Annotated in this window: 1 protein-coding gene; it reads right to left on the bottom strand. The window is 46.5% G+C overall.

Going from position 1 to position 1,590, the window contains the following annotated elements; genetic code table 11:
- Nucleotides 1-563: 563 nt before the first annotated feature.
- The gene (locus COY37_RS02055) at nucleotides 564-1,502 is read right to left on the bottom strand and encodes a helix-turn-helix transcriptional regulator (protein WP_286975797.1); all 939 of its coding nucleotides are present in this window, start codon (nucleotides 1,500-1,502) and stop codon (nucleotides 564-566) included.
- Nucleotides 1,503-1,590 lie beyond the last annotated feature (88 nt).

Raw genomic sequence — 1,590 nt, 5'->3', positions numbered from 1 at the left:
GCGACAACCTCAGCATCCCGGCTAATTCTTGCCAACTTGTAAAGTAATCTGGTGATTTTCATTTTCATTGCCCCCAACCGTCTGGATAACAACAACTCGATTGTTTAATATGTTTCGACGTGCGAAGCGGCTATTCCTTCAAACTTCGTACACTTATTATACAATTGTAGCGCCAAATAACGCAAAACTGCCATTTGCCCCCTGCGCAACGATATAAACAAGATACGGCTACCCCAGATGTAACCGATAAGATAATAATAGCAAAGCAGACTGTCAACTGTTTGACAGTTAAAAATTTCTTGGCACATTTTTGGTATACTTCTTTTATAATCTCAGAAGACAACAGGTTATAAGGCAAGCAACATTTAAATGTAGATCGCAGTTGCAGTCAGTCAGTCTGTCAACGGTCAGTGAAAATATAAAAGATGCTATTGAGGGATACATTCATGTGCTAAAAAAGCATGGAAGAGAAGATGAGATTCCCAAAAGAGCGGGGGAGGTCGAAAGTGTAGAGGTCGCTATTGCATGACACCAAGACTACCTGCTCTAAAGCCAAAAACCGCCTACTCGCCCGCGTACAATTTATCCATTTGTTCGGCGATTACGGCCATGCGTCTTTTAAGATGCACAGGTTCGAGCAGCTTGGCGTGCTCGCCATAGGCGAGCACCTGAAGGATAAGGCGAAACGGGTTTGTTGACCGGGCGGTCAGGGTGGAGGAGCCGTCCTCGTTTAGCTCGGTTTTCTGGTCTGAGAACCGCTCGCCTATGGATCTCGCCAGCCGTTGATCGAGCCAGAGCTTGAACGTAAAACTGCCGTCGCCCACCGGCGCCCCCGCCTGGATCGGCAGCACCTTTAGCTCTCTTATGCGGTCGACTCTAAACTCCAAAACTTTGCGTTTTACGTGGCAGTAAGCTTCGAGCCTTACCCCGCCTTCGCTGAAATAAAGCTCATATGGATCGACAACCCGCTTTTGCTCTTTGTCGCTTTTTGCGCTGTAATAGACCATCTCGATCTCTCTGCCGGCTGCAATGGCGCGCCTTATCTTCTCTATGGTGCCTTGGTGAGAGCTGTAATCCGCCACGGGCTTAAACTTCATTTGAAAATACGGGTTAGTAGCCAGCGTCTGCTTACTTTCCGGGGATAAAAGGCCTGAGATTTTGTTAAGGGCGCCTGACAACTCTTTTGCATAAGGCATTCCGGCCTCTTCGGGGATGGTGCGACAGGCAACGGCAAGTGCAACAATTTCGCCCGGCTCAAAATCGAGACGGACCGGGATGGATTTAATTTCATATGTGCCTGATTTCCTGGAGTGGTCGATTTTAAAGCCAGAGTTGCGCAACTGTTTTATGTCGCGATAGATCGTCTCTTTTGAGTAGTGATGCCAGTCAAACCGGTGGTCTTCTGACATGGCACGGATAATTGACTCAACGTTTCTCGGTCGCTCCATTAACAGACAAAGAATGTATAAAATTCGCTCGACCTTCATAGCTGGGCTTTTCATTTATATGATGTATATCGTATACACCGGTGAATTCTTGAATAGTCAAGTGTTAGTATATAGAGATTCGGGTTTATTGATACTAATGCAA

This window comes from Candidatus Aquicultor secundus (assembly GCF_002791875.1).
In the GTDB taxonomy this organism is placed as follows: Bacteria; Actinomycetota; Aquicultoria; order Aquicultorales; family Aquicultoraceae; genus Aquicultor_A; species Aquicultor_A secundus.
Note: the sequence above shows the minus strand (reverse complement) of the source record. Positions and strands in the feature narration are given on the sequence as shown.

Bases quoted from the DNA above. Each gene is read 5' to 3' on its own strand.
- COY37_RS02055 (WP_286975797.1), bottom strand. From the start codon at position 1,502: ATGAAAAGCCCAGCTATGAAGGTCGAGCGAATTTTATACATTCTTTGT.